23 protein-coding genes are annotated in these 25,358 nt (G+C 66.3%); 11 read left to right on the top strand and 12 right to left on the bottom strand.

Annotation, left to right across the window (positions count from 1 at the left end; all coding sequences use genetic code 11):
• Positions 1–93 precede the first annotated feature (93 nt).
• The 9 genes from miaB to E5673_RS15900 all read right to left on the bottom strand — a co-directional run bounded on the left by miaB (position 94) and on the right by E5673_RS15900 (position 7,457).
• Positions 94–1,410 (bottom strand): tRNA (N6-isopentenyl adenosine(37)-C2)-methylthiotransferase MiaB, encoded by a 1,317-nt coding sequence (miaB, locus tag E5673_RS15940; RefSeq protein WP_136190760.1) that lies wholly within the window; start codon positions 1,408–1,410, stop codon positions 94–96.
• Positions 1,411–1,699: 289 nt separating this feature from the next.
• Positions 1,700–2,374, bottom strand: coding sequence for a lysophospholipid acyltransferase family protein (locus E5673_RS15935; protein WP_247599429.1), 675 nt, complete (start codon positions 2,372–2,374; stop codon positions 1,700–1,702).
• Positions 2,375–2,417: 43 nt separating this feature from the next.
• On the bottom strand, positions 2,418–2,840 hold the full coding sequence (locus E5673_RS15930) for a Fur family transcriptional regulator (RefSeq protein WP_056047123.1): 423 nt from the start codon (positions 2,838–2,840) through the stop codon (positions 2,418–2,420).
• Between the two features lie 74 nt (positions 2,841–2,914).
• Positions 2,915–3,403: a GNAT family N-acetyltransferase gene (locus E5673_RS15925; RefSeq protein ID WP_136190759.1), complete on the bottom strand. Its 489-nt coding sequence runs from the start codon at positions 3,401–3,403 to the stop codon at positions 2,915–2,917.
• Positions 3,403–4,020: a tRNA (adenosine(37)-N6)-threonylcarbamoyltransferase complex dimerization subunit type 1 TsaB gene (gene tsaB, locus E5673_RS15920; RefSeq protein WP_136190758.1), complete on the bottom strand. Its 618-nt coding sequence runs from the start codon at positions 4,018–4,020 to the stop codon at positions 3,403–3,405. Before tsaB ends, E5673_RS15925 begins: the two co-directional genes overlap by 1 nt.
• A 120-nt stretch (positions 4,021–4,140) precedes the next feature.
• Positions 4,141–4,734 carry a malonic semialdehyde reductase gene (locus tag E5673_RS15915; RefSeq protein ID WP_136190757.1) on the bottom strand — a complete coding sequence of 198 codons (594 nt, stop codon included), beginning with the start codon at positions 4,732–4,734 and terminating at the stop codon, positions 4,141–4,143.
• A complete protein-coding gene (locus E5673_RS15910) occupies positions 4,734–5,306 on the bottom strand; it encodes a NifU family protein (RefSeq protein ID WP_093398839.1) in 573 nt (190 codons plus the stop codon). The genes E5673_RS15915 and E5673_RS15910 overlap by 1 nt, the downstream gene beginning before the upstream one ends.
• Before the next feature lie 151 nt (positions 5,307–5,457).
• Positions 5,458–6,483, bottom strand: a complete 1,026-nt coding sequence (locus E5673_RS15905) for a patatin-like phospholipase family protein (RefSeq protein ID WP_168711654.1) — start codon at positions 6,481–6,483, stop codon at positions 5,458–5,460.
• 98 nt (positions 6,484–6,581) lie between these two features.
• The gene (locus E5673_RS15900; protein WP_247599428.1) at positions 6,582–7,457 is read right to left on the bottom strand and encodes an aspartyl/asparaginyl beta-hydroxylase domain-containing protein; all 876 of its coding nucleotides are present in this window, start codon (positions 7,455–7,457) and stop codon (positions 6,582–6,584) included.
• Between the two features lie 147 nt (positions 7,458–7,604).
• Here E5673_RS15900 and E5673_RS15895 point away from each other — a divergent pair, with 147 nt between their 5' ends.
• Entirely contained in the window at positions 7,605–10,517 is a 2,913-nt protein-coding gene (locus E5673_RS15895; RefSeq protein ID WP_136190755.1) for a M16 family metallopeptidase, read from the top strand.
• A 360-nt stretch (positions 10,518–10,877) separates the two neighbouring features.
• On the opposite strand, the gene E5673_RS15890 is transcribed toward E5673_RS15895, so the two are convergent.
• The 3 genes from E5673_RS15890 to E5673_RS15880 form a co-directional block, all read right to left on the bottom strand.
• Positions 10,878–12,662, bottom strand: a complete 1,785-nt coding sequence (locus E5673_RS15890) for an AMP-dependent synthetase/ligase (protein WP_136190754.1) — start codon at positions 12,660–12,662, stop codon at positions 10,878–10,880.
• 163 nt (positions 12,663–12,825) lie between these two features.
• Positions 12,826–14,562 (bottom strand): gamma-glutamyltransferase, encoded by a 1,737-nt coding sequence (gene ggt / locus E5673_RS15885; RefSeq protein WP_168711653.1) that lies wholly within the window; start codon positions 14,560–14,562, stop codon positions 12,826–12,828.
• A gap of 182 nt (positions 14,563–14,744) precedes the next feature.
• On the bottom strand, positions 14,745–15,770 hold the full coding sequence (locus tag E5673_RS15880) for a quinone-dependent dihydroorotate dehydrogenase (protein ID WP_136190753.1): 1,026 nt from the start codon (positions 15,768–15,770) through the stop codon (positions 14,745–14,747).
• A gap of 313 nt (positions 15,771–16,083) precedes the next feature.
• On the opposite strand from E5673_RS15880, the gene E5673_RS15875 reads away from it, so the two are divergent.
• The 10 genes from E5673_RS15875 to mtnP all read left to right on the top strand — a co-directional run bounded on the left by E5673_RS15875 (position 16,084) and on the right by mtnP (position 24,964).
• Entirely contained in the window at positions 16,084–16,512 is a 429-nt protein-coding gene (locus tag E5673_RS15875) for an SUF system Fe-S cluster assembly regulator (protein WP_136190752.1), read from the top strand.
• On the top strand, positions 16,509–16,637 hold the full coding sequence (locus E5673_RS20185; protein ID WP_281727872.1) for a hypothetical protein: 129 nt from the start codon (positions 16,509–16,511) through the stop codon (positions 16,635–16,637). Before E5673_RS15875 ends, E5673_RS20185 begins: the two co-directional genes overlap by 4 nt.
• Positions 16,637–18,127, top strand: coding sequence for a Fe-S cluster assembly protein SufB (sufB, locus tag E5673_RS15870; RefSeq protein ID WP_060523826.1), 1,491 nt, complete (start codon positions 16,637–16,639; stop codon positions 18,125–18,127). Before E5673_RS20185 ends, sufB begins: the two co-directional genes overlap by 1 nt.
• A 237-nt stretch (positions 18,128–18,364) precedes the next feature.
• Entirely contained in the window at positions 18,365–19,108 is a 744-nt protein-coding gene (sufC, locus tag E5673_RS15865) for a Fe-S cluster assembly ATPase SufC (RefSeq protein WP_056489234.1), read from the top strand.
• 2 nt (positions 19,109–19,110) lie between these two features.
• Positions 19,111–20,232, top strand: a complete 1,122-nt coding sequence (locus E5673_RS15860; protein WP_136191562.1) for a SufD family Fe-S cluster assembly protein — start codon at positions 19,111–19,113, stop codon at positions 20,230–20,232.
• Complete coding sequence (locus E5673_RS15855) at positions 20,229–21,476, top strand: cysteine desulfurase (protein WP_136190751.1); 1,248 nt, start codon at positions 20,229–20,231, stop codon at positions 21,474–21,476. The genes E5673_RS15860 and E5673_RS15855 overlap by 4 nt, the downstream gene beginning before the upstream one ends.
• Positions 21,473–21,934, top strand: a complete 462-nt coding sequence (locus E5673_RS15850; protein WP_056057670.1) for an SUF system Fe-S cluster assembly protein — start codon at positions 21,473–21,475, stop codon at positions 21,932–21,934. The genes E5673_RS15855 and E5673_RS15850 overlap by 4 nt, the downstream gene beginning before the upstream one ends.
• 112 nt (positions 21,935–22,046) lie before the next feature.
• Entirely contained in the window at positions 22,047–22,400 is a 354-nt protein-coding gene (locus tag E5673_RS15845) for an iron-sulfur cluster assembly accessory protein (protein ID WP_060523833.1), read from the top strand.
• A gap of 306 nt (positions 22,401–22,706) precedes the next feature.
• Positions 22,707–24,098 (top strand): amino acid permease, encoded by a 1,392-nt coding sequence (locus tag E5673_RS15840; protein ID WP_136190750.1) that lies wholly within the window; start codon positions 22,707–22,709, stop codon positions 24,096–24,098.
• Positions 24,095–24,964, top strand: a complete 870-nt coding sequence (gene mtnP / locus E5673_RS15835) for an S-methyl-5'-thioadenosine phosphorylase (RefSeq protein WP_136190749.1) — start codon at positions 24,095–24,097, stop codon at positions 24,962–24,964. The genes E5673_RS15840 and mtnP overlap by 4 nt, the downstream gene beginning before the upstream one ends.
• Positions 24,965–25,358: the final 394 nt, after the last annotated feature.

Here is a 25,358-nt window from a genome sequence, read left to right as displayed (position 1 = left end):
GGAGGACACGGATCCATGCGTTGGCGCTTACCTCCCCCTCCGTCAGGCAAGTGCCTGCCACCTCCCCCTGGCGGGGGAGGATCAGATCGGGGTTCAGGCGGCTTCGGCGATCCGTTCGATACCGGTCAGGGAGTTGGGACCTGCCGCCGCCAGCGTGACTCCCACCAAGTCGCCAATTGCGTGATCGCCGATCAAGTGGACCGATTGCAGCCAGGGGGACTTGCCGATCAGCTGGCCCGGGAGCTTCCCCGCACGTTCGAGCAGGACCGTGCACTTCCGCCCGACGGTGGCGGCGTTGAAGGCGTGCTGGTCGCGGTTGAGCGCGGCCTGGAGGCGCTGGAGGCGTTCGTCCATGACCGATTCCGGGACCTGCTCGACGATCGAGGCGGCAGGCGTGCCGGGGCGGGGGCTGTATTTGAAGCTGTACGCCTGCGCATAGCCTACCGCATCGACCAGGCTCAGCGTGTCCTCGAACTCGGCATCGGTCTCGCCGGGGAAGCCGACGATGAAGTCGCCCGAGAGTGCGATGTCGGGGCGAACGGCGCGGACGCGGTCGAGCAGGCGGAGGTAGGAGTCGCGGGTGTGGCTGCGGTTCATCGCCTTCAAGACACGGTCGCTGCCGGCCTGCACGGGCAAATGGAGGAACGGCATCAGGCTCTCGATGTCGCGGTGGGCGTCGATCAGGCCTTGGGTCATGTCGTTGGGGTGGCTGGTGGTGTAGCGGATGCGCGCGAGACCGGGGATGTGGTCGAGGTCGCGGATCAGGTCGTGCAGGCCATGCTCGTTTTCCGACCACGCGTTGACGTTCTGGCCGAGCAGCGTGATCTCGCGCGCGCCGGCGTCGACCAGCGCCTTGGCTTCGTCGACGATGGCGGCGAACGGTCGGCTGATTTCTGCGCCTCTCGTGTAGGGGACGACGCAGTAGGTACAGAATTTGTCGCAGCCTTCCTGCACGGTGAGGAATGCCGAGGGGGCGACCTTTCGGCGAGCGGGGAGCGCGCCGAACTTCGACAGCAGCGGCATGTCGGTGTCGAGCGAGGGCGTACCCGCGGCGGCCTTCGCGACGAGCTCGGGGAGGTTGTGATAGGCTTGCGGGCCGACGACGATATCGACCTTGGCTCGGGTGAAGATCTCCTCGCCCTCGGCCTGCGCGACGCAGCCGGCGACGGCGATCATGGGGGTCTTGCCGGACTTGCGGCGCTGGTCCTTCCGGAGGCGGCCGATGTCCGAATAGACCTTTTCGGTGGCGCGTTCGCGGATGTGGCAGGTGTTCAGGACGACTACGTCGGCGTCGACCGCGTCGGCCTGGGTGAGGCCCTGGGCGGCCATCAGTTCGGCCATGCGCTCGCCGTCGTAGACGTTCATCTGGCAGCCGAAGGATTTTACGTGGAAGGTTTTGGGGGGAGACATAGCCGCGTCCTACCAAATTTCCGCGCGCGGGGGGAGGGGGCGTTGCTCCTGCCTGTCACACGGCGCCAACGCTTAAAGGCGCGCCACCCCGGCGGAGGCCGGGGCCCAGTTGGGGGACGTCGCCAACTTAGCACTGAATGTTGTTACGGTGACCTTTCCAACTGGGCCCCGGCCTTCGCCGGGGTGGTGTTCCTCTGTTGAAATGCGGTGGCGCCCCCTTGTTCTCCCGCGAAGGCGGGAGTCCAGACTGGGCCCCCGCCTTCGCGGGGGAACACTCTTTGGACGTGGCTTACAGCGCTTCCATGCGGCGGCGGGCTTCGGCGGCTATGGCTTTTCGGTCGCCGTATTCTGCTGGGTCGAAGGGGTCGGCGAAGTGCAGCGTCGCGACGAACGTACCCCGGCGCATCAGGACGCGGGCTGCGTGGTGTTGGCCGGGCTCGTCGCCGACCCAGGCGAGTTCGTCGGTGGCCGCGCCATAGTCGATGCGGACGGGTTGCACGCGGACGCCGGGTGGGGGCGGGTCGAGGGCCGATAGCAATGCGGCCTTGAAGGGGAGGAGAATGGTGCCGTCTCCGGTCGTGCCTTCGGGGAAGAGAGTTACGGGCCAGTCTGCCGCCAACGCGTCGCGGATCTGGGCGATCTGGGCGGTCACCGCCATGCGGTCGGCACGCGAGACGAAGATCGTGTGGTTCAGCGTGCAGAGCCAGCCGACCAGCGGGGCGCTGCGGAGTTCGGATTTCGCGACGAACGCAGTGCCGGTCGCGCCGGACAGGAGGAGGATGTCGATCCAGCTCAGATGGTTCGAAACGAAGACGACGTCATGGCGAAGCGGCGTGCCGACGACGCGGGGGCGGGCGCCGACTATGCGCGAGACCAGCCCCAGGAACCGTGGCGGCCACGGCGATTTGCGGCCGAACAGTCGCCACATACCGTGCAATGGCAGCGCCAGGACCAGCGCTAGCAACAGCGCCGCCAACCGCGCGCCAAAGCGGATTCGGCCGATCGCGTCAGTCCTTGCGGGTGAGCGCGACGCCGTAGAGTTCCATGCGGTGATCGACCAGCCGGAAGCCCAACTTCTCCGCGATCGCCTTCTGCAACTGCTCGAGTTCGGGATCGACGAATTCGATCACCTTGCCGCTCTCGACGTCGATCAAGTGATCATGATGCGCCTCGGGTGCAGGCTCGTAGCGGGCACGACCGTCGCCGAAATCGTGGCGGTCGAGGATGCCGGCTTCCTCGAACAGGCGGACCGTGCGGTACACCGTCGCGATCGAGATGCCGGGGTCGATCTGCGACGCGCGCTCATAGACCTTCTCGACGTCCGGATGATCGTCGGCCTCGGACAGCACGCGCGCGATGACGCGCCGCTGCTCGGTAATGCGCAGGCCCTTCTCGTTGCAGAGTGCTTCCAGATCGATTTTGCGCGGCATGTGTCGTTCCCTCGTTGAGTGCCATGTAGGGCCTCCGCGCTGTTGCGAAAAGGGATAGTGACTCGCAATAAGCCTTAGCTGTTGATATCTTTCGAATATGTATGTGCGTCATACGCGACGCCGGTCTTGCCGCGGTAGTAGGCGCGGCGTTCCCCGACCTTGGTAAAGCCGTGCGCGTCGTACATCTTGACCGCGTCGTTGCCCGCGCGGACCTCGAGATGGAGCTTGGCGATGCTACCGACCGAGCAATCTGCGATCGCGGCGCGGATAAGCGCCGTGCCGACGCCGCGGCGGCGATAATCGGGGGCTACCGCGATCAGCAGCAGTTCGGCTTCGTCGGTGACCGACCGCGTCATCGTGAAACCGGCCGGGAAATCGTCGACGAACGCGATCGTGAGGTGGACGCCGGTCAGTGCGAGCACGCCGAGGCACTGGCTGCGCGTCCACGCCTCGCCGTAGCGCGGGTCGAACGCGTCGGTCATCAGCGCGTCGACGATCGCAAGATCGCGCGCGTCTCCGGTGCGGAGCGTGACGGTGCGCGTGGTGGCCTGGCGGGTGGCCATTATCTCGGGACCGACGGCTTGGCGTCGGGGGCGCGACCGTAGATCGGGCTTGGCGCAAGCGCGGTCAGTTCTGCGGGCAGCAGGATCGCGGAGGCTGAGTCGGGGAGTGCTTCGGTGAGGTCCAACCTGTCGTCGAGTGCGGCGAGCCAGCGGATGCCGTTGCCGACTGCGCGCCGTCCTGCCAGCGCGGCGAGCGCGGCGTCGGGCTTCAGCGATACCATGTCGGATCGCGGCGACAGATCGGCGGAGAACGCTTGCATGAAGACCTCGCCATGCCCGCCTTCCATGATCACCGCAATATCGTGGGTTGGTCGCGCGGCGAAACCGGCGGCGGCGATCAGCGGGAGCGAGGAGAAGCCGGCGATTTCCGCGCCCCAGCCTAACGCGAGGCCGCGCGCGGCGGCGATGCCTACGCGGACGCCCGTGAAGCTGCCGGGGCCGCAATCGACGATGATGCGGTCGGCTCGGCCACCTTCGGGCAGCTCGGCGATCATCGGGATGAGGCGCTCGGCATGGCCGCGGCCGACGACGTCGTGCGAGTGGGCGATGATCGCGCCCTCTTCGATGAGCGCGACCGAGCAGGCGGTGGTGGATGTTTCGATGACTAAGGTGCGCATTACTTCTTACCCTCTCCCCTCAGGGGAGAGGGCGGGGTGAGGGGCGCCGCGAGCGCTACCCTTCCCAACTGCCCCTCACCCCGACCCTCTCCCCGCAGGGGAGAGGGAGCAGGTCCCGCCTCAAGCGATGCTGTTGAACTTCGCGAAATCGGGGCGGGGCGAGCGGGCGTAGATCGTCGCGGGATCGCCGTGGCCGAGCGTCGAGATGAAGTTCGTCCGTACCGCCGGCGTATCGTGGAAGAACGCCGCATCGACCTTGCCCGCGTCGAAGCCCGACATCGGTCCGGTATCGAGCCCGAGCATCCGCGCGGCGATGATGAAATACGCACCCTGCAACGTCGAGTTGCGGAAGGCAGATGCCTCGCGCAGTTCGGCGTTGCCGTCGAACCACGACTTCGCATCGGCGTGCGGGAACAGCTCGGGGAGGCGTTCGTGGAAATTCGTGTCCATGCCAATGATCACCGATACGGGAGCGTTGAGGATCTTCGGCTGGTTCTGCGCGCTGCATGCATCGGCGAGCTTCTGCTTGGCCTCGTCGCTGGTCACCCAGATCAGGCGCGCGGGGAGCTGGTTCGCGGACGTCGGGCCCCACTTCATCAGGTCCCAGATCGCGTGCAGTTCAGACTCTGCGACGGGCTGATCGGTATAGCCATTATAGCTGCGGGCATCGCGGAAGACGGTGTCGAGAACGGTATCGTCGAGTTTCTGACGCATCAGACAGCTCTCACTTCGGTGACTTCGGGAACGTAGTATTTCAACAGCTGCTCGATGCCGTTCTTCAGCGTCGCGCTCGAAGACGGGCAGCCGGCGCAGGCGCCCTGGAGCTGGAGGAACACCTTGCCCTTGTCGAAGCCGCGATAGACGATGTCGCCGCCGTCGTTCGCTACCGCAGGCCGCACGCGCGTGTCGATCAGTTCGCGGATCTGCGCGACGATGTCGGCGTCTGCGGGGTCGTCAGATAGCGCCGGCTCGTCCGACGGCACCGAGAAGCCGGCCCGCGCGGGCTTGAACAGCGGCATCGCGGCGGAGAAATGATCGAGCAGGATCGCGAGCACATCGGGCTTCAGGTCCGACCAGGCGGTGCCGGGCGCGGCGGTGACCGAGACGAAATCGCGGCCGAAGAACACGCCGGTGACGTCGCCGAGACCAAAGATCGCATCGGCGAGCGAACTCACCTCGGCTTCCTCGGGGGTGGCGAAGTCGCGCGTGCCAGCTTCCATGACGGTGCGTCCCGGCAGGAACTTCAGCGTCGACGGGTTGGGAGTGGATTCCGTTTCGATGAGCATGAGGGGCATGTGGCCCGAAGGGGGCGGGGGATCAAGCGCGGAACGGGAAACGGTTTCTTTCGGGGGGTGAGGGCATTCCGGCTAACTCGTTCGCGCCGGTACCGCGCGCTGGCTGTCCGGCAACGCGACACGTGTAAATTGAGTCGGGGGCTTACGCCGCGAGCGGCAGCGGTGGACCTGACTGCTTGGTCCGTAACTTGTCGGCCCAGCGGGTGAGCATTGCATCGTTGGCGACGATCCAGTCCTCGGCCAGCGTGGTGAGAGCGGCGAGATACGCGGCACTGGAATTGTCCAGTCCGCCATCACCAGAGGGCAACGCGAAATCGGCGCGGTCATATGCGGCGATGTCCAGCCGCCGGGCCTGATAGGAGATCGTGCTGGAGCCGGCCTGCATCAGGATCGAGAAGATCGGCACGCCCCGGAACGGGTTCACCCAGCCCAGGAACGACCAGTTCCGCGCGGAGGGATAGGGGCGATCGGACCGGCCCGTACCCAGCGACAGGATCTCGATGTCGCCGAGATGCCAGCCGAGCTTGCGCCCCTCGATGATCGCGGCGATCGTCGGATCATTGGCGAACACGCCGCCATCGACCATCAGCAGATCCGGCTCCAATTTGGTGGGATCGTCGATCGCGGCCGGCTTGAAGAACGTCGGAGCGGCCGATGTCGCGCGCGCGGCGATGTGCAGCGGGAAAACCCGCTCGGGGATGCCGGGCTTGCGGTTATAGTCGGGGCCGCCGGCCATGAACACCGCCTTGCGCGCCAGTAGGTCATACGCCGGAATGACGATATTCGTCAGCGCATCGCGCGTCGTCACGCGTGTGCCGACCCGCGCCGCGAGGATCCGTTCGAGCGGCCGGGCGCTATAGGGCCAGCCCGGTACGCGAAGGGGTATGCCGAAGACGTGCGGGAAGATCCGCTTGCTCTCGTTGCGGTAGATATCGACGAGGTCGCCCGCCGTGCAGGCGGCCCGTTTCGGATCCGCTTCGCTGGGTGCGGTGAGGCCGGCGGCGATGATTCCACCGGTCGACGTGCCGGCGATCAGATCGAAACAATCGTGCAGTGGCCGGCCGATCCGGCGCTCCAGCTCGGCGAGGATCAGCGCGGGGATCAGTCCGCGCGTCCCGCCGCCATCGATCGTCAGGATGAATCTCGGTCTCGCACGATCACTGTCCACGACGCCCTCTCCCACTGCTGGCCTGAGCGTATCAGTAGACGACCACGACGACGTCCGGAGATCGGTCCGGATCGGTGCAACCGCTCACGCGGGATCACTCAGACGTCCATTGCCTTCACCGCGGCGTTCCAGTTGCCGATGTTGCGGACCGCGTCCTGGACGAAGGCGGAGCGGCGGACGACGCCGAGGAACAGGTCGGCGATCCACTTGCCGGGGTTGCGCAGGGGGCGTTCGAACTGGATCAGCAACACGACGCGGGTGCCGGTCGTGTCGTTCCAGACCTCGTGCTGATAGGTGTCGTCGAACACGAGCGTCTCGCCTTCCGCCCAACGTACCACGCGGTCGTGGACGCGCATGCGGACGTCGCCGTCGCGAGGGACGATCAGGCCGAGGTGGCAGGTGATGAGGCCCTTGGTCACGCCGCGATGCTCGGGGATGTGCGTGCCCGGCGCGAGGATCGAGAAGAACGCGCTGTTGAGGCCGGGAATGCGCGCGACGGCTGCTGCCGTATGCGGGCAGCGCGCGAGGCTTTCCTCGATCGGGTAGCCGTAGCCATAGAGGAAGAACGAGCGCCATTTGTCGACCTCGGCGATCGAGCGGTGATCGGGCGAGATCGTCGCGAGGCTGGGCGATGCTTCGCCTTGCAGCGCGACGCGGACGGCTTCGTCGCGGATCGCGGTCCAGTTGTCGCGCAGGCCTGCGGTCCAGGCGAAGTCGCGGACGTCAAGCACCGGATCGTTGGCGACCAGCGAGGACGACGCGATCATGCGGTCGAACACGCCGCGCAAATGCTTGCCGACGCGGATGATCAGCGGGCGGTTGGCCTCGGCGACCATCGGCGCACCGGGTTTGGGCGCGCCGGATATGACGTTGAGATCGGGCACGCGGGCGCTGCGGCGTACTGCCGGTTCGCCCGAATCCCGCCACAATGAACACTGCCCCAGTTCGTGCCCCAGTTCGGCTTCGACCGTCATCTCTACCCTGCATCCAGGCGCGCGGTGGCGCCGATCCCCTTGTTCGCACACGATATACCGGCAGTGTTGGACGAAATGATGGCACCGCGCGCCCGGTGCGGAGGCAGGGCACTGGCGAGCGACGCCCGCGACCGCTACAGGTGAACCATGGTGTCCTTTTCGCGCTTGTACCGCGCTCCCGTCCTCATCCCCGTCATCCTCGGCCTCGCCATTCCGGCGAGCGGCCAGATGGCGACGCAGCAGGCCGTATCCACCCCCACGAAGGAAGCGCCGACGCTTCCCGAGCTGTCGGGGATCGATACGACCGCGTGGCTCTACAAGGGCAGCGATCTCACGCGGGATCCGGAGTGGAAGTTCGGCACGTTGCCCAATGGCATGCGCTTTGCGGTGCGCAAGAACGGCGTGCCACCGGGCCAGGTGTCGGTGCGCGTGCGGATCGATGCGGGGTCACTGAACGAGACCGACAGCGAACGTGGCTTCGCGCATTTCATCGAGCATCTGTCGTTCCGCGGCTCGGAATACGTGCCGGACGGCGAGGCGAAGCGCGTCTGGCAGCGGTTCGGGGCGACTTTCGGCTCGGATACCAACGCGCAGACGACGCCGACCTCGACCACGTTCAAGCTCGATCTTCCGTCGGCGACCGAGGCTGGCCTCGACGAGAGCCTGAAGATCATGTCGGGGATGATGGAAAAGCCGGTCATCACCGACGCGTCGGTCACCGCCGAGCGTCCGGTCGTGCTGGCGGAACAGCGCGAACAGCCGGGGCCGCAGGTGCGGTTCGGCGATGCGATCCGCGCGACGTTCTTCGCCGGACAGCCGCTCGCGGATCGTTCGCCAATCGGCAATATCAAGACGCTGGAGGCCGCCACTGGCGCCACGGTCAAGGCGTTCCACGATCGCTGGTATCGGCCGGAGAACACTGTCGTCATCATTTCGGGCGACATGGATCCGGCGTTGTTCGGGCGCCTGATCGTCAAGAACTTCGCGGACTGGAAGGGCATCGGCCCGGTCGTGCCAGCGCCCGATTTCGGCAAGCCCGATCCGAAGGCGCCGGTCTCCGCGACGATCGTCGAGCCGGCGATTCCGGCGGTGGTGACGCTCGGCGTGGTGCGGCCTTGGGAGTATAAGGACGACACCGCGATCATGAACCAGAAGCGGCTGGTCGACGTGCTGGCGACGCGGCTGATCAGTCGGCGGCTCGAGACGCGGGCACGCGCGGGCGGGAGTTTCCTGCAGGCGGGCGTATCGATCGACGACGTGTCGCGCTCGGCGAACCTGACCAGCGTCAACATCGTGCCGATCGGCACCGACTGGGAATCGGCGTTGAAGGACGTGCGCGCGGTGATCGCCGACGCGCAGACCAACGCGCCGAGCCAGGCCGAAGTCGATCGCGAATATGCCGATTTCGACACGATCATGCGGACCAGCGTCGAGACGGCGAAGGTCGAGGCGGGCTCGAAGCAGGCGGACGACATGGTCGGTGCGCTCGACATCCGCGAGACGGTCGCGGGGCCGGAGACGTCGTACAAGATTTTGCAGGACGCCAAGGCGAAGGGCATGTTCACGCCCGCCACGCTGCTCGCGTCGAGCAAGGCGATCTTCGAGGGAACTGCTACCCGGGCGCTCGTGAATACGCAGGCGCCTGATGCGGGGGCTGCGAACAAATTGGCGACCGCTTTGAAGGCTGACGTATCGGGGCTGGCCGGCAAGCGGCGTGCTCAGGCTGCGGTCGACTTTTCGAAGCTGCCGTCGCTCGGCAAGCCGGGCGTCGTCGCGAGCCGCGAGAAGATCGCCGCGTTCGACATGGAGCAGGTGAACTTCGCCAACGGCACGCGCGTGCTCCTGTTCCCGAACGCGGGCGAGACCGGGCGCGTGTATGTGCGCGTACGATTCGGCGGCGGCTATACCGCGATCCCGTCGAACCGGCCGACGCCGGCCTGGGCGGGCGATCTCGCGCTGGTCGCAGGGGGTATCGGCAAGCTCGACCAAGGCGATCTTGACCAGTTGACCGCGGGTCGGCGGATCGGGCTCGACTTCGGGATCGACGACGATGCGTTCACGCTGAGCGCGATCACGTCGCCGGCGGATTATTCGGATCAGTTGCGGTTGATGGCGGCGAAACTCGCATTCCCGGCGTGGGATCCGGCTCCTGTAGCACGTGCTCGGGTGGCGGCTCTGGCGGGCTTCGCTGGGTATGATTCGTCGCCCGACGGCGTGTTGTCGCGCGACCTCGAAGGCCTGCTGCGCGCGGGCGATCCGCGTTGGGGGACGCCGTCGAAGCCGACCGTCGAGGCGCTGAATGCAAAGGACTTCCGCGCGTTCTGGGAGTCGATCCTGAAGACCGGGCCGATCGAGGTTTCGATCTTCGGCGATGTGAAGACCGAGGATGCGATCGCGGCGGTGGCGAAGTCGTTCGGGGCGATGAAGCCGCGGACGGCGGTGTCGACGGTGGGGGCGCCGGTCGGCTTCCCCGCGCACAACGCGACGCCGGTGATGCGCGCGCATACCGGACCTGAGAACCAAGCTGCGGCGGTGATCGCTTGGCCGACCGGTGGCGGGATCGACAACATCGTCGAGGCGCGGCGTCTCGATGTGCTGGCGCAGGTGTTCAGCGACCGGCTGTTCGAGCGGCTCCGGCAGGCGGCGGGCGCGAGCTACAGCCCCAACGTGTCGAGCCAGTGGCCAGTGGGCATGAACACCGGCGGCCGGATGGTGGCGATCGGGCAGGTCGCGCCGGACAAGGTGTCGTTCTTCTTCCAGATTGCTCGCCAGATCGCGGCGGAACTGGTGTCGACGCCGATCGCGGCGGACGAGCTGGACCGGATCAAGAAGCCGATGGGGCAGTATATCCTGCGCGCGTCGACCGGGAACCAGTTCTGGTTGCAGCAGCTCGGCGGCGCGACGTTCGATCCGCGGCGGATCGCGGCGACGCAGCGGATCGCGAGCGATCTGGTGGCGACCACGCCGGTGGAGTTGCAGGCGACGGCGGCGAAGTATCTGCGGCCGGAGAAGGACTGGACGATGGCCGTCGTGCCGGCTGCGACTCCCGCGAAGAAGTGATCGCCTAGTCCCTCTCCCCGCCGGGGAGAGGGAGGAACCACTTGGCGACGGAAGGGCGAGGGGCGTCGGGGCGAGCGTTCCGAGCCTCATTCCCCTCACCCTCCCACACGCAAAGGCGTGCGGGCCCCTCCCTCTCCCCGGAGGGGAGAGGGGAAGCGTCTCGCGGCTTATGCTACGGTTGTTAATAGCCAGCCGAAGCCGCGATCCTCTAGTCCCTCTCCCCGTCAGGGAGAGGGAGGGAGGAGCCGTTTGGCGACGGGATGGTGAGGGGCGTTGGGTCGAGCGGTCCGAGCCTCACGCCCCTCACCCCCCCACCCGCAAGAATGCCCGGGCCCCTCCCTCTCCCCTGAAGGGAGAGGGTTATTTGTAGAGCGCGTCCAGCCTCTCGCCATAGGCCTGTTTCAGGACGTGGCGGCGGATCTTTAGGCTGGGTGTCAGCTGCTCGTTTTCGATCGTGAACGGGCCGTCCGCTAGGACGAACCTGCGTACGCGCTCCGTTACGGTCAGGTCCTTGTTCACCCGCTCGACCGCATGCCCGATCGCTGTCCGGAACTCGCTGTTCTCGGCCAGCCGCGTGAAGCTGCACGCGTCGCCGTTCTTCGCGCACCATTCCTGCGTCCACTCCGGATCGGGCACGATCAGCGCCACCATGTACGGGCGCTTGTCGCCGGCGATCATCGCCTGCGCGATCTCGGGCTGGAGCGTGAGCATCCCCTCGACTTTTTGCGGGGCGACGTTCTCGCCCTTGTCGTTGATGATCAGGTCCTTCTTGCGGTCGGTGATGCGGATCCGGCCGCGATCATCGATCTCGCCGATGTCGCCGGTGTGGAGCCAGCCGTCCTTCAGCACCTTCGCGGTCTCGGCATCGTTGCGCCAATAGCCGTGCATGACGAGTTCGCCGCGCACCAGGATCTCGCCGTCCTCGGCGATCCGCACCTCGGTATCCTTGAGCGCAGGGCCGACCGAATCCATCCGGACGCCGGCCTTTGGGCGGTTGCACGAGATGACCGGCGCGGCCTCGGTCTGGCCATAGCCCTGCAGGAAGGTGAGCCCGAGTGCCTCGAAGAACAGGCCCACCTCGGGATTGAGCGGTGCGCCGCCAGAGATCATCGCCTTCAGTCGACCACCGAACTTCTTCGAAATCTTCGGCTTGAAGAGCGTCGCGACGGCGGCCTGCATGGGGCGGTCGACCAGCCGCAGGCGGCCGGCATAGCGCTTGCCGCCGATGTCGAGGGCCTGGCGCAGGAGGTACGCCGAGGCGCCGCCCTGTTTCTCGATCGTCTTCGAGATGCGCGTGCGAAGGACTTCGAACAGGCGGGGGACGACGAACATGATCGTCGGGCGCGTTTCCTCGATGTTCGCGGCGAGCTTTTCGAGGCCTTCCGCGTAGTAGATCTGGCCGCCGAGCGAGATCGGAAAATGCTGGCCGCCTGTGTGCTCGTACGCGTGGCTCAAGGGGAGGAACGAGAGGAAGACCTCGTCGTCCCAGCCGAAATCTTCCGAGATGACGGACGCGCAGCCGGCGCAATTGTGGAGGATCGCACCGTGGTGCTGCATGACACCGCGCGGGGCGCCGCCGGTGCCGCTCGTGTAGATGATGCAGGCGAGGTCTTCGCGTTCGAAGTCGGCGCGGGCGGCGGCGGTGTCGGGGGCGGTCTTGTGCGCGGCGATCAGCGCGTGCCGGTTGTGGAAGTCGATTCCGGCAGGGACCTTCATGTCCTCGAACCCGATCACGGTCTGCGCCTGGTTCGAGCGGATGACCGCGGGGAGGAGCGTCTTCGCGAGCTTCGCGGTCGAGACGATGATCGCGCAGGCGCCGGCATTCTCGATGATGTGGAGGTGATCGCGTTCGGTGTTGGTGACGTAAGTCGGCACGGTGACGCACCCCGCCGCCATGATTGCGAGGTCGCTGAGGCACCATTCGGGGCGGTTCTCGGCGACGAGCATGACGCGGTCGCCGCGTTTCAGGCCTATCGCAGTTAGCGCGGTGGATAGGCTGGCTACCTGGCGCGCCGCTTCGGCCCAGCTGGTAGCGACCCACGTGCCGCCCGTTTTGGTCCAGAGGAACGGGGCGTCGCCTTTCTCGGCGGCGCGCGTGAAGAACATCGTGACGAGGTTCGGGAAGCGTTCGAGCTGGCGGGCCATTGTCTCTCCTGAACTGCGCTGCGAGCTTGCCTTGGCGGGGGTGCTCGATCTTTGGGGTGGTATAGCCCTTTGGCGTGTCACGCTCCAACCTTGTTTCCCCGCGAAGGCGGGGACCCAGACTGGGCTCCCGCCTTCGCAGGAGAACAAGGGGGCAGAACGCGGCTTATTCAGGCGCGCGCTGGAGTTTTCCGACGCGTTGGATCTGGGTGACGGTGCCGTCCTGGCTCATCGCGACGCCTTCGCTCCGCGGATCCGCCGCGCCAACCCATTTGCCGCCTACGCGTTCGATCGCGTTTGCCTTCAGGCCTAGCGCTGCGACCTGGACGGTCTCGCCTAGCGCCTGCAACGCGGGGACCATCGCCTCGCGCTCGGTGCCCTTTTCGGCGGCTGCGACATGCCCCGGTGCATAGAGCAGCCCGAGTGCGATCGAGTCCTGCGCGGACAGTTTCCAGTCGACCACGCCGATGATCGCCTTCGCCACCTGCGCGATGATCGTCGAGCCGCCTGCTGCGCCAACCGCGAGGCGGACCTTCCCGTCGGGGCCGTAAACGATCGTCGGGCTCATCGAGCTGCGCGGTCGCTTGCCACCCTCGACGCGGTTGGCGACGAGGGCGCCGTCCTTGACGGGGACGATGTCAAAGTCGGTGAGCTGGTTGTTGAGGACCGTACCGTCGACGGTGATGCCGGAGCCGAAATAGCCCTCGACGGTGGTGGTCACCTCGACGACGTTGCCGCGCGCGTCGACCGTCGCGATGTCGGTGGTGCCGGGGACTTCGCTGACCGGCGCTCGGGTGCGTGCGGGGGCGCCGGGAGGCGAGCCGGCGGTGACGTTCGCCATCGTCTTCGTAGGGGAGATCAGTGACGAGCGCGATGCGAGATACTTGGTGTCGAGCATGCCCTGCACCGGTACGCGGACGAAGTCCGGATCGCCGACGTACAGGTCGCGGTCGGCATAGGCGAGACGCGAGGATTCGGCGAACAGGTGCCAGGCTTGCGCGCTGTCCTTGCCGAGCTTGCCCATGTCGAAGCGTTCGAGCTGCTTCAGGATCATCAGCACGGTGATGCCGCCGGACGAGGGCGGGCCCATCCCGCAGACGCGGTAGACGCGGTATTTAATGCAGACCGGCGGGCGCGACTTGGCGTCGTAGCTGGCGAGGTCGCCGAGCGTCATTTTCGACGGATTGCGCGCGGCAGTGTTGACCGCGGTGACGATCTTCTGCGCCTCGGGGCCGACGTAGAAGCTGTCGGGGCCTTGGGTGGCGATGCGCTGGAGGAGCGCGGCCTGCTGCGGGTTCTTGATGACCGCGCCGATCGCGACCGGCGAGCCGTCGGGGGCGGAGAAGAGCTTGCGCGTCTCGGGCGTGATGTGGTCGCCATAGGCCGTCATCCCGTTGACGAGGCGGGGGGAGGCCTGGAAGCCGTTGGTCGCGAGGCGGATCGCGGGGGCGAACAGTTGCGCCCAGGGGAGCTTGCCCGAGGCGCGGTGCGCGAGCGCCATGCCACGGAGCGCGCCGGGGATACCGACGCTGCGGCCGCCGGGGACTGCGTCGCTGTGGCTGAGCGGCGTGCCGTCGGGGGCGTAGAACCAGCGCGCATCGGCGGCGGCGGGGGCCTCTTCGCGCGCGTCGATTGTGCTGAGCGCGCCGCCGGCCGCGTGGGAGATCCAGAAGCTGCCGCCGCCGATGCCCGAGCTTTGCGGCTCGACGACGTTGAGGGCGAGCATGGTGGCGATGGCTGCGTCGGTGGCGCTGCCGCCGGCGCGTAGGATCTCGACGCCGGCGGCGGCGGCGCGGGGATCGGCTGCACTGACCATGCCCTGGTCTTTGGTTGGGGCGGGTTGGCGTGCCTCTACGGTGGCTGCGGGGACGAGGAGGGCGAGCGCTAGGAGTGAGGTCTTCATCGAGCGCGAGCCTAGCGTGGTTCGGATATGAGGCAACCCGTCTCGCAATCTTGCGATCCTCCCCCGTTAGGGGGAGGTGGCGCCGAAGGCGACGGAGGGGGAGGACACGGAACAGAGGTTATCCCTTACCTCCCCCTCCGTCTGGCAAGAGCCAGCCACCTCCCCCTTGCGGGGGAGGATCGTTAGGCGTCCACGCCCACCGCATCGCTGACTGTCGCAAATCCGTCGCGAGTCAGCAGCGCGTCGAGTTCGCGGAGGATGCGGGCGGGGAGGCCGGGGCCTTCGTAGACCAGCGCAGTGTAGAGCTGGACGAGGCTCGCGCCGGCGCGGAGGCGGGCATAGGCTTCGGCGCCGCTGTCTATGCCGCCGACCGAGATCAGCGGGATCGCCGCGCCGGTGGCCTTGCGGAAATCCGACAGGCGTTGGCGGGCTAGCGACGCTAGCGGCGCGCCGGAGAGGCCGCCGGTTTCCTTGGCGTTGGTCGAGCGCAGGCCGGGCCGCGAGATCGTCGTGTTGTTGACGATCAGCGCGTCGATCCGGTTGTCGAGCGCCGCGCGGGCGATGTCGTCGATATCGGCGGGTTCGAGGTCGGGGGCGACCTTGAGGAAGATCGGCGTGCTGCCCTTGGCGGCGGTGCAGGCGGCGAGGAGATCGCGCAGGGCCGCACCGTGCTGGAGGTCGCGCAGGCCGGGGGTGTTGGGGGAGCTGATGTTGATGGTGATGTAATCGGCGTGGGGCGCGGCTCGGGTTACGCCGTGGACGTAGTCAGCGGTGCGGTCAGTCGCGTCCTTGTTCGCGCCGACGTTGATTCCGAGAACGCCGTTCCGCTTTGCGCTCTGTGCCCGGGGAAGCGCGCCATCGAGGCCGCCATTGTTGAATCCCAAACGGTTGATCACCGCACGGTCTTCGGGGAGGCGGAAGATGCGGGGTTTGGGATTGCCGGGCTGCGCGAGCGGCGTGAGCGTGCCGATCTCGACGCTGCCGAAGCCAAGGCCGAAGAACCCGTCGATCGCGCGGCCATCCTTGTCGACGCCTGCCGCGAGGCCGACCGGGTTGGGAAAGGCGATCCCCGCTACGGTCGTCGCGAGCCGCGGTACGCTGGGGGCGAGCGGCGTGCCGGCCTTCCCCCATGCGGCAAGCGCAGCGATGGTGAGGGTATGCGCGCGCTCGGCGTCGAGACGGAAGAGGATCGGGTGGTAGAAGGCCATGCGCGTCGTCCTTGCTCCTCCCACCGATGTTGGGCCACCTGTCGGGAAGGGTCATTCTTGCTCCCCTACCTGGAAGGGAGGGGCTGGGGGTGGGTTGGTCCGTTGGCTGGTGCTCCCTGACGTCAGCAGCCGCCCCACTCCCGACCCCTCCCTTCTAGGGAGGGGGGAAGTCAAGCTTTCGGGGCCTGCACGACACACAAAACTCGCATCCAGTTGCGAGTCGTTAGCACCCCTCGCCGGGTTGACGATGCACTGCACAAAGCCCATTTGACCAATCGGATCATATCGGTCCGATTGGACTTTCGAAGCCACTATGCGTCTTTCCAGCCTTGCCGATTATGCGGTCGTGATGATGAGCGCCGCGGCGCGTCATTGCGGCGGGATCGCGCGGCTGAACGCGACGCTGCTCGCGGAGGAGACCGGCGTGCCGCTGCCGACCGCTCAGAAGCTGGTAAGCCGGCTTTCCGCCGCGGGGCTGATCGAGAGCACGCGCGGCACCGGCGGCGGGTTTCGCCTGTCGCGCCCGCCCGCGATGATCTCGCTGGCCGACATCATCGAGGCGGTCGAAGGTCCGATCGCGCTGACGTCTTGCGTCGATGGCGCGTCGCAGGATTGCTGCGTCGAGCAGACGTGCAAGGTGAAGCCGCACTGGAACGCCGTCAACGGCGCGGTCCGTGGTGCGCTCGCCGGCGTGTCGCTCGCCAGCCTTTCGCAAACCCCGGTTTTGCAGGTGCCCGCATGACCTTGCGCGCAGCGCCCTATCCCTTCCTTCGCGCCTTTGCGCCTTTGCGTGAGAAGATTCTGTTCACGCAAAGGCGCAAAGGCGCGAAGATTTACGAGAGCCGCGCCGCGGCGGAGATGGAATGATGGCTACCCGGAACGCAGAGGCATACGCCGCCGCGAACAAGACGTACGAGTGGGGCTTCTCCTCGGACATCGAACAGGAATTCGCGCCCAAAGGTCTGTCGGAAGACACGGTGCGCTTCATTTCCGCCAAGAAGGGCGAGCCGCAGTGGATGCTCGACTGGCGGCTGAAGGCCTTCGCACTGTGGCAGACGATGGAGGCGCCCGACTGGTCGAAGCTCAACGTCCCCCCTATCGATTACCAGGACGCGTATTATTACGCGGAGCCCAAGGCGAAGCCGAAGCTCGGGTCGCTCGACGAGGTCGATCCCGAGATTCTGCGCGTCTACGAGAAGCTCGGCATTCCGATCGGCGAGCAGAAGATGCTGGCGGGCGTTGTCGAGGATCCACTGAACGAGGACGGCACGCCCAAGCGTCGCGTCGCGGTGGATGCGGTGTTCGACAGCGTCTCGGTCGCGACCACGTTCCGCAAGGAGCTTGAGGCTGCGGGCGTGATCTTCCGCTCGATCTCCGAGGCGATCAAGGAATATCCGGAGCTCGTCCGGAAGTGGCTCGGCAAGGTCGTGCCGCAGCGCGACAACTACTTCGCGACGCTGAACTCGGCGGTCTTCTCCGACGGGACGTTCGTCTACATCCCGGAGGGTGTGCGCTGCCCGATGGAGCTCTCGACGTATTTCCGGATCAACGCGGAGAATACCGGGCAGTTCGAGCGCACGCTGATCGTCGCCGACAAGGGCTCATACGTCTCGTATCTCGAAGGCTGCACCGCGCCGATGCGCGACGAGAACCAGCTGCATGCGGCGGTGGTCGAACTGGTCGTGCTCGACGATGCCGAGATCAAATATTCGACCGTGCAGAACTGGTATCCGGGCGACGAGAACGGCGTCGGCGGGATCTATAATTTCGTCACCAAACGTGCGTTGTGCCAGGGCAAGAACTCGAAGGTCAGCTGGACCCAGGTCGAGACCGGCAGCGCGATCACGTGGAAGTATCCGTCGTGCGTGCTGCTTGGCGATGGCTCGGTCGGCGAGTTCTATTCGGTCGCGGTGACGAACAATCGCCAGCAGGCCGATACCGGCACGAAGATGATCCACCTCGGCAAGAATACGCGATCCACGATCGTGTCTAAGGGGATCTCGGCCGGGCGTTCGGACAACACCTATCGCGGATTGGTGCGTGTCGCGCCGACCGCGGAGGGCGTGCGGAACTTCACCCAGTGCGACAGCCTGCTGCTCGGCGACCAGTGCGGCGCGCATACCGTGCCGTATATCGAGGTCCGCAACCCGTCCGCGCAGATCGAGCACGAAGCGACGACGTCGAAGATCTCCGAGGACCAGCTGTTCTACGCGATGTCGCGCGGGCTGGACCAGGAGGCGGCGGTGGCGCTGATCGTGAATGGCTTTGCGCGGGAAGTGCTGCAGCAGTTGCCGATGGAGTTCGCGGTGGAAGCGCAGAAGCTGCTGGGTATCAGCCTTGAGGGGTCGGTGGGGTGATTGAAGCGTCGCTCTACATAGCGCTGTTTGCAGGTTGCGCGGCGTTCATGTGGTGGCGGTTCTACGTATCTGCGCGCGATCAGGTTGCTACCGTAAAATGGGCTAAATATCGTCGGTCCGACGAACCTGTTACCTACTGGTTCTCGACATCAATGATGGCGATCGGAGTTCTTATGACGACGCTTATCGCACTCATATTTTGCTACGGCTTGTTCGCCGGCTTTACTGGATAAAATAATGCTAAAAATTGAAAACCTCCACGCCGAGATTGACGGCAAGGAAATCCTCAAGGGCCTGTCACTCGAAGTGAATGCGGGCGAGGTGCACGCGATCATGGGGCCGAACGGGGCGGGCAAGTCGACGCTGGGCTATGTGCTCGGCGGGCGGCCCGGCTATGAGGTCACCGCGGGCTCGGTGACGTTCGACGGTGTCGACCTGCTCGAGCTGGAGGCGCATGAGCGCGCCGCGGCCGGCGTGTTCCTCGGCTTCCAGTATCCGGTCGAGATCCCCGGCGTGTCGAACGTCCAGTTCCTTCGCGAGGCGCTCAACGCCCAGCGCGCGACGCGGGACGAGAAGCCGCTGTCCGGCGGCGAGTTCCTGAAGCTCGCGCGCGGGCAGGCGGATCTGCTCGGCATGGACTACGACATGCTCAAGCGGCCGGTGAACGTCGGCTTTTCGGGCGGCGAGAAGAAGCGCAACGAGATGGTCCAGATGGGCATCGTCAACCCGAAGTTCGCGATCCTCGACGAGACCGATTCGGGGCTCGACATCGATGCGTTGCGCGTCGTCGGCGACGGCATCAACCGCATCATGCGCGCGCCCGACAAGGCGGTGCTGCTGATCACGCACTACCAGCGGTTGCTCGACTACGTGGAGCCGGACTTCGTCCACGTGCTGGCGGACGGCAAGATCGTCCGCTCGGGCGGCAAGGATCTCGCCAAGCAGCTCGAGAGCGAAGGCTATGTGGGGATCGCCGCGTGACGATGCTGCTCGACCTTCCCTCGACGCGCGAGGAATCGTGGCGCTGGGGTGATCCGGCGGCGATTGCGGCGGCGGCCGGACTGCCGCGCGGCGCCGCGCTGGACGCGAATGCGTGGTTTATGGACCTGCCGGGTGCGCGTGCGTTGTTCGTCGATGGCGTGCTGGATCAGGGTCGGAGCGATCTGCGCCATGTCACGATGACGGCGATCCATGGCGGCGAGCATGCGCTTGGTCGTCGCACCACGGGTAGCGGTTGGTCGATACAAGTCGAGGCGAACGCCGGCGTAGAGCTTCTCCAGATCGTCCACATCGCGACCGGTGGTGAGAACCAGCTTCCCGCCGAGATCGTGCTGGCCGATGGCGCGAACGCGTCGGTGGTCGAGACCTATGTCGGGACCGGCTGGTCGAACCGGTCGACGCGGATGATGCTCGGCAAGGGCGCTAAGCTGACGCGCGCGGTGCGGTTGCTTCAATCCGTTGGCTTCGTGTCGTTGCGCGACGAGGTCGAGATTGGTGCCGAGGCGAGCCTGATCGTAACGGTGCTCGGCGCAGGCGATGCCGGGACGCGGATCGATGGGGCGATCACGGTGACGGGTGACGATGCGTTCGCCGAATATGGCGGCGCGTTGCTGACGCGGAACGACCAGCGGCAGGAGTGTGCGGTGTCGGTGCGGCATGCTGCGCTGAACGGGCAGAGCAAGCAGATCTGGCGTGCGGTCTCCGCGGACAAGTCGACGGCGAGCCTTGCAGCGCGGGTCGAGGTGGCGCGCGATGCGCAGAAGACCGACGGGGTGCAGTCGTTGCGCGGGTTGCTGTTGCAGCGCACCGCGACGGTGAATTTGAAGCCCGAGCTGGAGATCTTTGCGGACGACGTGAAGTGCGCGCACGGCGCGACGGTTGGTGAACTCGATCAGCGCGCGCTGTTCTACATGCAGAGCCGCGGCATCCCGCATGCCAAGGCGCAGGCGCTGCTCACGCGCGCGTTCGTCGGCGATGCGTTCGTGCAGATCGCGGACGAGATCGTGCGCGAGGCGTTTGTGGCGGATGCCGATGCGTGGCTGGAGCGGGCGCTTTCTGCTCCCCTTCCGCCTGCGGGAGGGGTTGGGGGAGGGGCTTCATCATGAGTATCGTTCTCGACCAGGCCCTCCCCCGACCCCTCCCGCAAGCGGGAGGGGAGCCTCTTGATCGCCTGTCGGACTTCCCGGCGATCCCCAAGGGCTGGGCGTATCTCGATACCGCTGCGACTGCGCAGAAGCCGCAGGTCGTGGTCGATGCGATCACGCGCGCTTACGGCGAGACCTATGCCACCGTGCACCGCGGCGTGTACCAGCGGTCCGCTGACATGACCGTCGCTTACGAAGCGGCGCGTAAGGCCGTGGCGCGGTTCATCGGCGCGGGATCGTCGGACGAGATCGTGTTCGTGCGCGGTGCTACCGAGGCTATCAATTTGGTAGCGACGTGCTGGGCTGGAACGCAGTTGGAGGCGGGCGACCGCATCCTGCTCTCGATGCTCGAGCATCATTCGAACATCGTGCCGTGGCAGATGATCGCCGAACGCGTCGGGGCAGCGATCGACGTGATCCCGCTCACCCCCGACCACCGCATCGATCTCGACGCGATGGAGCGGATGATCTCGCCCGCGCACAAGCTGGTCGCGCTCGGGCATGTCTCGAACGTGCTCGGCTCGGTGCTCGATGCCAGGCGCGCGACTGAGATCGCGCATTCGGTCGGCGCGAAGGTCCTGCTCGACGGGTGCCAGTCGGTGCCGCGGATCGCGGTCGACGTGAAGGCGATCGGCTGCGATTTCTACGTGTTCTCCGGGCACAAGTTGTACGGGCCGACCGGGATCGGCGTGCTGTGGGCGCGGCCGGAATTGCTCGACGCGATGCCGCCGTACCAGGGTGGTGGATCGATGATCGACAAGGTGTCGTTTGCGAAGACCACCTATGCGCCGCCGCCGGGACGGTTCGAGGCCGGGACGCCGCATATCGTCGGTGCGCTGGGCCTGCATGCGGCGATCGACTATGTCGATAGCATTGGCCTCGACGCGATCCACGCGCACGAGACGGCGCTGGTGACGGCGACGCGTGATGCGCTGTCGGGGATCAATTCGGTGCGCCTGTACGGCCCGGCGGACTCGGCGGGGATCGTGAGCTTCACGATCGAGGGGGTTCATCCGCACGACATCGGCACCATATTGGACGAGGAGCGCGTCGCGATCCGTGCCGGCCATCACTGCGCGCAGCCGTTGATGGAGGCGCTGGGCGTCGAAGCGACGGCACGCGCGAGCTTCGGCGTGTATAACGGGCCGGCGGACGTCGAGGCGCTGGTGCGCGGTATCGAACGAGTAACGAGGATCTTCAAATGAGCGATCGGTTCGAGATCGAGGAAGTGGATGCCGTCGCATCGCCGCCCAAGGCGCGCGTCGTGATGGAGACGGACTCAGATGCGGAGCGCAAGCGCGATTATCTCGCCGGGTTCCTGGCGCAGAAGCCGCAGGTGGACTCGCCCGGCGAGCCCGGTGGCGCGGTGTACGATGCGATCATCGATGCGCTGAAGGAGATCTACGATCCCGAGATCCCGGTGAACATCTATGACCTGGGGCTGATCTACGGCGTCGAGGTGACCGAGGACGGGCACGCGGTGGTGGCGATGACGCTGACCACGCCCAACTGTCCGGTGGCGGAGTCGATGCCGGCTGAGGTCGAGATGCGCGTTGGATCGGTGCCGGGGGTCGGGTTCGCGGAAGTGAACCTGGTCTGGGATCCGCCTTGGGATCCGCAGAAGATGTCGGACGAGGCGAAGCTCGAACTTGGCATGCTGTAACAATTCCCCTCCCGCTTGCGGGAGGGGTTAGGGGAGGGGAGAGCGGAACGCTGCTGTTCAAGCCCTCCCCCAACCCCTCCCGCAGGCGGGAGGGGAGCAGAAGGAATTGGTGATGGCGACGACATTGCGAGCACGGCCGGCGGCGCTGAACCTCACGGAGACGGCGCACGCGCGGATCGCCGACCTGATGGCTCGGGCTCCGGAGGATGCGATCGGGGTGAAGCTGTCGACGCCCAAGCGCGGGTGTTCGGGGCTGGCCTATTCGGTGGACTACGTCACCGAGGCCAAGCCTTTCGACGAGCGGATCGATACGCCGGGCGGGACTTTGTTCGTTGATGGCGGGTCGATTTTGTATCTGATCGGCTCGACGATGGACTGGGTCGAGGATGATTTCACCGCCGGCTTCGTGTTCCAGAACCCGAATGCCAAGGGCGCGTGCGGGTGCGGGGAAAGCTTCACCGTTTGAATTCCAGCGTTAGCTAGCTTGTGTCCCCGCGAAGGCGGGGACCCAGACTGGGCTCCCGCCTTCGCGGGAGAACAAGGAGGAGCGGACCGCCGTTCTATTGCCGCGAGCCCTTCTACCACCCCGGCGAAGGCCGGGGCCCAGTTGGGAGAGGCTGCTGACATAGTGTTGCGCATCGTCACGATGACCTTGCCGACTGGACCCCGGCCTCCGCCGGGGAGGATATTGTCGCTCGGGTAGCGGTTGGCTGCTGGCCTTGCCCCCCGGTCACGACCTGTGCCACTCCCCGCGCAAGAAGAGGGGATATCCGTGGCAAGTCTGTTTCGCCGAAAAATCGTCACCGCGCAGCCGCCCGAGCATCAGCTCGCGCGGACGCTGTCGTGGCCGCATCTGGTGGCGATGGGTGTCGGTGGAATCGTCGGTACCGGCATCCTGACGCTGATCGGCGTGGGGGCAGGGCTCGCCGGGCCTGCGGTGATCCTGTCGTTCATCATAGCCGGCGGGATTTGTGCCTGCGCGGCGCTCGCCTATGCCGAGATGGCGACGATGATCCCGGCGTCGGGCAGCGCGTATACCTACAGCTATGTCGTGCTCGGTGAGCTGATCGCATGGGTGATCGGCTGGTCGCTGATCCTCGAATACTCCCTCGTCGTGTCGACTGTCGCGGTCGGCTGGTCGGGCTATGCCGCACCGTTGCTGCGCGGAGCGTTCGGGTTTCCGGAGGCGCTGACGCTTAGCCCGGAACTCCGCGGTATTCTCAACGTCCCCGCCATCTTCATCATCGCGGTCGTCGCTGGCGTGTTGTCGTTCGGCACGCGCGAGAGTGCGACGCTGAACGCGGTGCTGGTCGGCGTGAAGATGATCGCGCTCGCCGTTTTCGTGTTCATCACGCTGCATTATTTCAACAGTGCCAACCTGCACCCTTTCATGCCCTACGGCTTTCCCAAGGCGGTGCAGCCCGACGGGGCCGAGCGCGGAGTCATGGCGGCGGCGGCGATCATCTTCTTTGCGTTCTACGGCTTCGACGCAATCTCGACCGCGGCGGAGGAGACGAAGAACCCCGGCCGCGACCTTGCAATCGGGATCGTCGGGTCGATGGTCGTTTGCATTGCGATCTACATCCTCGTCGCAGTCGCGGCCGTCGGTGCGCTGTCCTACACGCGGTTCGCTGGCAGCGCTGAGCCGCTCGCGCTGATCCTGCGCGAGATTGGCCGACCCGGGTTCGCGACCTTCCTCGGCGCCTCCGCGGTGATCGCCTTGCCGACGGTGCTGCTCGCGTTCTTGTTCGGCCAGAGCCGGATCTTCTTCACGATGGCGCGTGACGGGTTGCTGCCGTTGAGCCTCGCCAAGGTCTCGAAGCGAGGTGCCCCCGTCCGCATCACCTGGATCACCGCGGCGATCGTTGCGGTCATCGCGGGGTTGTTACCGCTGGCCGAGATCGCGGCGCTCGCCAACGCGGGCACGCTCGCCGCATTCGTCGCGGTCTGTGCGTGCATGCTGGTGATGCGCCGCCGTGCGCCTGACGCCTTGCGGACGTTCCGGGCACCGGCTGCGACGGTGGTCGGGACGATCGGTATCCTCGGGTGCCTGTATCTGTTCTTCAGCCTGCCTTCGAAGACGCAGCTGTATTTTGGGCTGTGGAACCTGTTCGGACTGGTGATCTACTTCGTTTACGCGCGGCCGAGAGCGCTCGCCGAATGAGCGGCTGGACGATCGGAATCATCGGCGGCTCGGGGTTGTACGCGGTCGACGGAATTGAGGACGGGCGCTGGCAGACGGTGGAGACGCCTTGGGGCGAGCCGTCCGATGCGATCTATACCGGGCGAGTCGGGCATGTCGGGGTGGCGTTCCTTCCGCGGCATGGGCGGGGGCATCGGATCTCGCCGTCGGAGCTGAACGCGCGGGCGAATATCGATGCGTTGAAGCGGCTGGGCGTAACGGACGTGTTGGCGGTGTCGTCGGTCGGGTCGCTGGTCGAACAGCGGCCGCCGGGGAGTTTCACCGTGGTCGACCAGTTCATCGATCGTACCAAGGGACGGCCGTCGAGCTTCTTCGGCACCGGCCTTGTCGCGCACGTCTCGATGGCGGACCCGGTCTGCCCGCGCCTATCGCGCTATGCCGCCAACGCCGCGCGGGAGGCGGGCGCGCAGGTCGACGACCGCGGCATCTATCTCGCGATGGAAGGCCCGCAATTTTCGACGCGCGCGGAAAGCCGGCTGTACCGTCAATGGGGTTGCGACGTGATCGGCATGACCGCGATGCCCGAGGCGAAGCTCGCGCGGGAGGCGGAGCTTCCGTACGCGCTGGTCGGCATGGTGACCGATTACGATTGCTGGCGGGAGGACGAGGTGGGCGTCGATGTCGCGCAGGTCGTGGCGCAGCTTGGTGCGAATGCGGCGAAGGCTCGGGCGATGGTGATGGCGTTGCTGCGCGCGTTGTCGGTGGAGCGGGAGGCTTCGCCGATCGATACGTGCCTGGATAGCGCGATCATTACGGCGCGGGAGGCTCGCGATCCGGTGCTGGTGGCGAAGCTGGATGCCGTGGCGGGGCGGGCGCTTTCAGTCTGAACTGCAGTCCTCCCCCGCTAGGGGGAGGTGTCGCCGAAGGTGACGGAGGGGGAGGATACGCAACAGCGGTTTGCCCTATCCTCCCCCTCCGTCAGGCTGGCGCCTGCCACCTCCCCCTGGCGGGGGAGGATTCGGATCTCTGCCTTCGTCAGGTGAAAAGTTCGTCATTCGCCGTGTTCGACATATCCCTGCAACATATCGGGGCGAAGGGGGATGCGTCGCCGCTCCCTCTCCCCCTGTGGACGGCGATTTGACCGGGTCTCCCCTGTCCCGGTCTTCTCCCTGAACTACGGGGCGATCCTTGCGATCGCCCCGCCTTTTTTCGTTCTGGGAGCGGGTGCGCTTGGCCTTCGTCGGCTCGCGCAGATCGTCCTTCACCATCCGCCAACACACG

It is taken from the genome of Sphingomonas sp. PAMC26645 (assembly GCF_004795835.1).
In the GTDB taxonomy this organism is placed as follows: Bacteria; Pseudomonadota; Alphaproteobacteria; order Sphingomonadales; family Sphingomonadaceae; genus Sphingomonas.
This window is presented reverse-complemented; position numbering and strand designations above follow the sequence as displayed.